Annotated in this window: 4 protein-coding genes and 1 pseudogene; 4 read left to right on the top strand and 1 reads right to left on the bottom strand. The window is 61.5% G+C overall.

Going from position 1 to position 6,809, the window contains the following annotated elements:
* Positions 1 to 201: pseudogene (locus JNL55_RS08310) on the bottom strand (hypothetical protein); the annotation flags it as partial.
* A gap of 152 nt (positions 202 to 353) precedes the next feature.
* Between JNL55_RS08310 and JNL55_RS08315 the strand changes: the two are divergent.
* From JNL55_RS08315 to JNL55_RS08330, 4 genes are read left to right on the top strand one after another with little or no spacing between them, the layout of a single operon-like run.
* Positions 354 to 2,354, top strand: a complete 2,001-nt coding sequence (locus JNL55_RS08315; RefSeq protein ID WP_293851882.1) for a serine hydrolase domain-containing protein — start codon at positions 354 to 356, stop codon at positions 2,352 to 2,354.
* A 1-nt stretch (position 2,355) separates the two neighbouring features.
* Positions 2,356 to 3,357 (top strand): dipeptide epimerase, encoded by a 1,002-nt coding sequence (locus tag JNL55_RS08320; RefSeq protein ID WP_293851883.1) that lies wholly within the window; start codon positions 2,356 to 2,358, stop codon positions 3,355 to 3,357.
* 59 nt (positions 3,358 to 3,416) lie between these two features.
* Entirely contained in the window at positions 3,417 to 5,657 is a 2,241-nt protein-coding gene (locus tag JNL55_RS08325; protein WP_293851885.1) for a TonB-dependent receptor, read from the top strand.
* 26 nt (positions 5,658 to 5,683) lie between these two features.
* A complete protein-coding gene (locus tag JNL55_RS08330) occupies positions 5,684 to 6,724 on the top strand; it encodes a DUF1611 domain-containing protein (RefSeq protein WP_293851887.1) in 1,041 nt (346 codons plus the stop codon).
* Positions 6,725 to 6,809 lie beyond the last annotated feature (85 nt).

Genomic DNA, 6,809 nt, shown 5'->3' on the forward strand with positions numbered 1-6,809 from the left:
GTCGTAGGTGAGCGTGAGTCGATCGTGTTCGACCTTGGCCAGGGTCGACAGCGGAATGCCGGTGCGGTCGCTCATTTCCGTGAGCGGCCAATCGTTACGATTGCGCAGCGCGCGCAGCACCCGGCCCAGGGTCGGTTTGTCGCCAGCCCGTTCGCTGCGTCGGGCGGTAGCGGCTTTTGCCGCGGGTTTAGTGGTTTTCATAGGGAAGATTCTACCGGCATCTGGAGGCCCCGGCTCACAGCCGAGGCGGGTTTTGCACGATCAGGTTGACGATTCTCTAATCAGGACTATTATTGCCAATGGGAGAAAATACCGCCGCCACGAAAGCGGCCCCCTGTTCAGGTGAGGAAGCGATGCGCGCACGCATAGCGACGACGATGGCGGCTGTGGGTTATTTGCTGGGGGCGATGGCGAGCCCGTCGTGGGCCCAGGAGGGAGCGCAAATTCCGCCGCCTGGACCGGCCACCGAAGCGGTGGTGCCGCAAGCGGAGGCGCCGAATGTCGCTCCGTTGACGCGCGAGAACGTCGAAGCCTGGCTGGATGGCTACGTGCCTTATGCGCTGCAGACCAGCGGCGTGGCCGGCGCGGTCGTGGTCGTCGTCAAGGACGGCCAGGTGTTGGTGCAAAAGGGTTACGGCTATTCCGACGTGGCCGCACGCAAGCCGGTCGATCCCGAACTCACTTTGTTTCGTCCTGGCTCGATTTCCAAGTTGTTCACCTGGACGGCGGTGATGCAACAGGTGGAGCAGGGCAAGCTCGATCTGGATGCCGACGTGAATCAGTATCTGGATTTCAAGATTCCAGAGCGCGACGGTAAACCGGTGACCTTGCGTAACATCATGACGCACACCGCCGGCTTCGAAGAACAGTTCAAAGGCTTGATGGGCACCGAAGAGAATCCGGTCGCCCCCTACGGCGAACTCTTGAAGAAGTGGGTGCCGACTCGCATCTTCGCGCCGGGCACCACGCCTGCCTATTCCAACTACGCGACGTCGCTCGCGGGTTACATCGTTGAACGCGTATCCGGCACACCGTTCGACGATTACATCGAACAACACATCTTCCAACCGCTCGGCATGCAACACGCCAGCTTCCGTCAGCCGTTGCCCGAGCAGCTCAAGCCGCTGATGTCCCATGGCTACGAAACGTCGGCGGGCGAACCCAAGCAGTACGAGTTCGTCGGTCCGGCGCCCGCAGGCAGCCTGGCCGCGAGCGGCGCCGACATGGCCAAATTCATGATCGCTCACTTGCAGAATGGCGAATACGGTTCCGGCCGCATCCTGCAGGAGAGCACCGCTCAGCAGATGCATACGACTGCGTTGACCATCCTGCCGCGCGTGCATCGCATGCTGCTGGGGTTCTACGAACAGAACTACAACGGCCATCGCGCGCTCGGCCACGGCGGCGACACCAATTGGTTCCACAGCGATTTGCATCTGTTCCCCGACGACAACGTCGGCATGTTCGTTTCCTTGAACAGCGCCGGCAAAGGGCCCGGCACTCATAACATTCGTAGCACGCTGTTCGATCAGTTCGCTGAGCGTTATCTGCCGGGCAAAACGCTGGACGGCAAGGTCGATGAGAAGACCGCCGCCGAGCATGCCGGTCTGATGACCGGTGTGTATGAAAACTCGCGTCGCGCCGACAGCAGCCTGTTCAGCCTGCTTGGGCTGGCCGGCCCGATCAAGATCGTCGCCAATCCGGATCACACCATCAGCGTGTCCATGGCCAAGAACCTGGCCGGCGACGCCATCAAATGGCGCGAGATCGAGCCGTTCGTGTGGCGCGATGTCGATGGCCAGAGCCTGCTGGCCGCAGAGTTCAAAGACGGTCAGGTCACTCGCTTCACTTTCGACGGCCTGTCGCCGTTCATGATGTTCGATCGCGTGCCGAGCGCGAAGTCGCCGGCATTGTGGTTGCCGCTGATCGTCGTAGGTTTGATCGCGCTGCTGCTCACCAGCCTGGCGTGGCCAGTGTCCGCGCTGGTGCGTCGTCACTATGGCGTGCCGTATCGGCTCGAGGGCCAGGACGCGAAGGCGCATCGCTGGGTTCGTATCGCTGCTACGGCCGCGGTCGCCGTGTTCGCCGTGTGGGCCATCACCATCGCCAAGATGATGGGCGATCTGCGCCTGCTCTCCGACAGCAGCAATGGTTGGTTGTGGTTCATGCAGCTGGTGTCGCTGGTCGTGTTCATCGGCGGTGCCGTGCTCGGCGTGTGGAACGCGTTGGTGGTCGTGCGCAGCCCGCGCAGGTGGTACTCGAAAGTGTGGGCCGTGCTGCTGGCTGTGGCGCTGTTGATCCTGTTGGGCGTGGCATTCGCCTATCACCTGATTGCTTTTGATGTGAATTATTAAGATGGCTGTTCCTGTGAAAATGAAGGTCGAGATCGAAGGGCTGCGCTTGAAGTCGCCGTTTCGGATCTCCGGCTACACCTTTACTGAAGTGCCGGTCGCCGTGGTGACTTTGCAGAGCGGGTCGGCGGTCGGCCGAGGCGAGGCGGGCGGCGTTTATTACCTCAACGATACGCCCGAGAAAATGCTGCCGACGTTGGAGGCACATCGCGCCACCATCGAACGCGGCATCGATCGTCAGCAGTTGTTGACGCTTCTGCCGCCGGGCGGCGCGCGCAACGCGCTGGACTGTGCGTTGTGGGATCTCGAAGCGAAGCTGCTCGGCAAGCCGGTGTGGCAGCTCGCAGGTCTCGAGCGGGTCGTGCCGCGCATCACCACGTTTACTTTGAGTGCCGATGGCCCGCCGGCCGTGGTGCGCGCGGCCGAAGCTTTGCCGGACGCCAAGGCACTCAAGCTCAAACTCGATGGCGACGTGGCGATGGACATCGAGCGCGTACGTGGCGTGCGTCGACTGCGGCCGGATGTTTGGATCGGCGTCGATGCGAATCAAGGCTATTCGATGCAGACGTTGCAGCAGGTGATGCCGACGTTTGTAGAAGCCGGCGTAAAGCTGGTGGAACAGCCCTTGCCGCGCGGTCGCGAAGCCGAGCTGGAGGGTTTCCGCAGCTCCATTCCCATTGCGGCGGATGAGAGCGTGCAAGGCCTGGCCGACGTGGCGGGCCTGGTGGGCCGCTTCCAAGTGGTCAATATCAAACTCGATAAATGCGGTGGCTTGACCGAAGGCCTGGCAATCGCGCACGAAGCGCGTCGCCTCGGGATGCAAGTCATGGTCGGCAACATGATGGGCAGCAGCCTGTCGATGGCGCCGTCGTTCGTGGTGGCGCAGCTGTGCGACTACGTGGATCTGGATGGACCGATTTTTCTGGCACAAGACCGCAATCCCGGCGTCATTTACCAGGATGGCAATGTGCACTGCTCCGGCAGTATTTGGGGTGACGCGAACTGACTTGAACTGAAGCGAGTCCGCCACGGCGCGGCGATCGACCAATAACACGGGGAGCGACTATGACTAATTGCATCAGACTGTCGCGCGGTATGGCACTCGGCCTGTCCGGTAGCGCATTGGCGATGATGATGGGCGTCACCAATGTGCGTGCCGCTGAAGACAACGTGATCGTCGAAATCATCGTGACTGCGCAGAAGCGCAACGAGAGCCTGCAGGACGTTCCCGCCTCCGTGAGTGCATTTGGCGAGGAGCAATTGACTCGTGTGCACGCTACCCAGTTGCAGGATTACGCCGCGTACATGCCTGGCATCAATATCAGTAGCGGCGGCAGCCCCGGCCAGACCACCATCACCTTGCGTGGTATCGCGCCGGTGGGCCCAGGTTCGGTGGTGGGCACCTACGTCGACGATACGCCGCTCGGTGCGAGCAACAACTACGCTCGTGCGACCGGCTTCGCTCTCGACCTCATGCCTTATGACATCGAACGCGTCGAAGTGCTGCGCGGCCCGCAAGGCACGCTGTACGGCGCCGGCGCGATGGGTGGCTTGTTGAAGTACGTGTTGAAAGAACCGAGCACCGAGGGATTCGAATTCCGCGGCGGTATCGAAGGCTCCGATGTGAGCGGCGCCGATGATTTGGGGTGGGGTGCTCGCGTCGGCGTGAATGTGCCGCTGAGTGATTCGGTCGCGTTACGGGCCAGCTACTTTCAACAGAACACACCGGGTTACATCGACAACGATTACACCGGCGAACAAGACGTGAACGATCTGGAGCAGAGCGGCGGTCGTCTGGCGCTGTTGTGGCAAATCAACGAGAACGCCTCGCTGAAGCTCGGCGGCATGTGGCAGCGTTTGGATTCGGATGACAATGCGTCGATGACGCTGTCGCTGGCCGGTGCCGATCCATTCCGCGCGCGTCGAGATCTGCCGGATCTCACCGTGTCGAAGTCCTGGGACGAGCCATTCAGCAAGGACGTGGATTACTACTCGGCCACTCTCAACTGGGATCTGGGGTGGGGCGAGTTCGTCTCGGCGAGCAGCTACTCCACCACGCATACCTCGCAGACCCAGGACGCGACTATCACGTTCGGCGCGTTCTTCCCGTTCTACAGCACGGTGCTGGAGCTGCCGGGCTTTCCTTACGATCCCGGCCTGGCCAAGTTCAATATCACGTTGGATCACAAGAAGTGGACCCAGGAATTCCGCCTCGCCTCTAGTGGCGACGGTGCGATCCAGTGGCGCGTCGGTGCGTTCTACACGAAGGAAGATAGCGAAAACGAACAGGTGGTTTACGCGACCGATGTAAACCGCGTGCCGCTCGCGGGTTTTCAGCCGAACTTCGCGTTTGCGCTGCTGCCGTCCGAGTACCAGGAGGTCGCCGTGTTCGGCGACGTGACGTTCAGGATCAGCGACAGTTTCGATGTGACTACCGGTCTGCGATTTGCGGCGAACGAACAGAAGTTCCGCCAGATTAGCGGCGGTGCGGTGCTGCCGACCGCGAACCAGCCGGGTGAGTCTGATGAGGACGTGTTCACTTACGCAGTTAGCCCGCGCTGGCACCTGACGGACGACACGATGCTCTACGCGCGAGTTGCCACCGGTTATCGGCCGGGCGGCCCGAACACCATCGTGCTCAACATGCCGCCGCAGGTGGAAGCCGATGAGCTGACCAACTACGAGCTGGGCTTGAAGACCATCTTCATGGACGGTCGTGCGTTGTTGAACGCCTCGGTGTTCTATATCGACTGGCAGGACATTCAACAAATTCGAAGCTTCGCCGGTGTCAGCGGCCTGGGCAATGCCGGTGACGCGGAAAGTAAAGGTGTGGAGTTCGAGTCGTTGTTCTCGGTCAGCCCAGGGCTGCAGCTCGGCTTCAACTTCTCGTATACGGACGCGACCTTGAAATCGAGTCCGGAGGACCTGCCGAATGCACTGGGCGTACAGCTGCCCGGTGTACCGGAGTGGTCTGGTGCGATCACCGCGAACTATTCGTTCACGGCCTTCGGCGGCCACGACGCCAATGTCGGCGGCGGCTGGCGCTACATCGATGAGCGTTGGTCCCAAGTGGTCATGACTGCAGACAATCGCGCGTACTTGTTGCCCTCGTACGATGTGCTGGATCTGCACGCGGACGTGCAGATCAGTAACGCGACGCTGCGGTTGTTTGTAAAGAATCTCACCGATGAGCGCGCTTTCACCGGCGGCGGCGTCACCGTGGATGGTCTCGATCAGCCGGTCCGTCTCGATCTCAACGTGCTTCAGCCACGCACCGTGGGTGTGAGCATCGATTTCCAATTCTAAGTTTCAGTCACAAGCTAAATCGTACCGTGAACTCAACAGCAAACATTTCGACTGTGTTGGACCTGCCGCAACCGTACCTGTTGTTCCTGGGGGATACCACGGAACCAGGATTCGCCAAGACGGCGTTCGGCTTGCGTGACTGGGCACCCGAGCAATGTGTGGGCGAGCTGGCATGCTCGCCCGACGCCATCACGCTCGGGCTGCCCAAGCTCACGCCGGCGCAGGCGCGAGCCAAGGGGGCGCGGTCCATGATCATCGGTGTAGCAAACATGGGCGGGCGCATCCTGGACAGCTGGATGCCTTCGCTGCTGGCCGCACTGGAGGCCGGGCTCGATTTGGTGGGTGGCATGCATACGCGTCTCGTCGACACGCCGGCGTTAGTTGCAGCCGCCGAGCGTCATGGACGTCGGCTCATCGACGTCCGCACGCCGCCGCGAGGAATCCCGACCGCCAGTGGTCGTAAACGCAGCGGTATGCGACTACTGGCGGTCGGAACCGATTGTGCGTTGGGCAAGAAATACACCGCGCTGGCCATTGCCAAAGCGTTCAAGCAACGCGGCGTGAGCGCTGATTTTCGTGCCACTGGCCAGACCGGCATCATGATCGCCGGCAGCGGCATGCCCATGGACGCGGTGGTGTCGGACTTCGAAGCCGGTGCTGCCGAACAGATCTCACCTGAGGCTGCGGCCGACCACTGGGACGTCATCGAAGGGCAGGGCTCGTTGTTTCATCCCGCCTATGCGGCTGTGTCTCTCGGTTTGTTACATGGCAGCCAGCCCGACGTGATCGTGGTGTGCCACGAGCCGGGCCGCACTCATGTGCTTGGCCTGCCGGACTATGTGTTGCCGTCGTTGGAAGAGACCATCGATCTGAATCTGCGGCTGGGTCGTCGTACCAATCCGGCGATTCGTTGCGGCGGTATCAGTTTGAATACCTCCAAGCTGTCGGAAGCCGAGGCGCGAGCATTGTTCGCGAGCGAGAGCAAGCGACTGGGCCTGCCGGTCGCCGATCCGATTCGCGGCGGCGCCGAGTTCGAGCAGTTGCTCGACCGCTGCTTGGGTGTTTGATGCAGACCTCGAGCTGGTTTCAACGCTACCTGCTGCCGGGCTTTGCCTTCAAAGCAGTGGTCATCGGCGGTGGCTATGCTACCGG

The sequence above is a fragment of the Steroidobacter sp. genome (assembly GCF_016790065.1).
Lineage (GTDB): Bacteria > Pseudomonadota > Gammaproteobacteria > Steroidobacterales > Steroidobacteraceae > Steroidobacter.

Coding starts and splice junctions, on each gene's coding strand:
- JNL55_RS08315 (WP_293851882.1), top strand. CDS start 354: ATGCGCGCACGCATAGCGACGACGATGGCGGCTGTGGGTTATTTGCTG.
- JNL55_RS08320 (WP_293851883.1), top strand. CDS start 2,356: ATGGCTGTTCCTGTGAAAATGAAGGTCGAGATCGAAGGGCTGCGCTTG.
- JNL55_RS08325 (WP_293851885.1), top strand. CDS start 3,417: ATGACTAATTGCATCAGACTGTCGCGCGGTATGGCACTCGGCCTGTCC.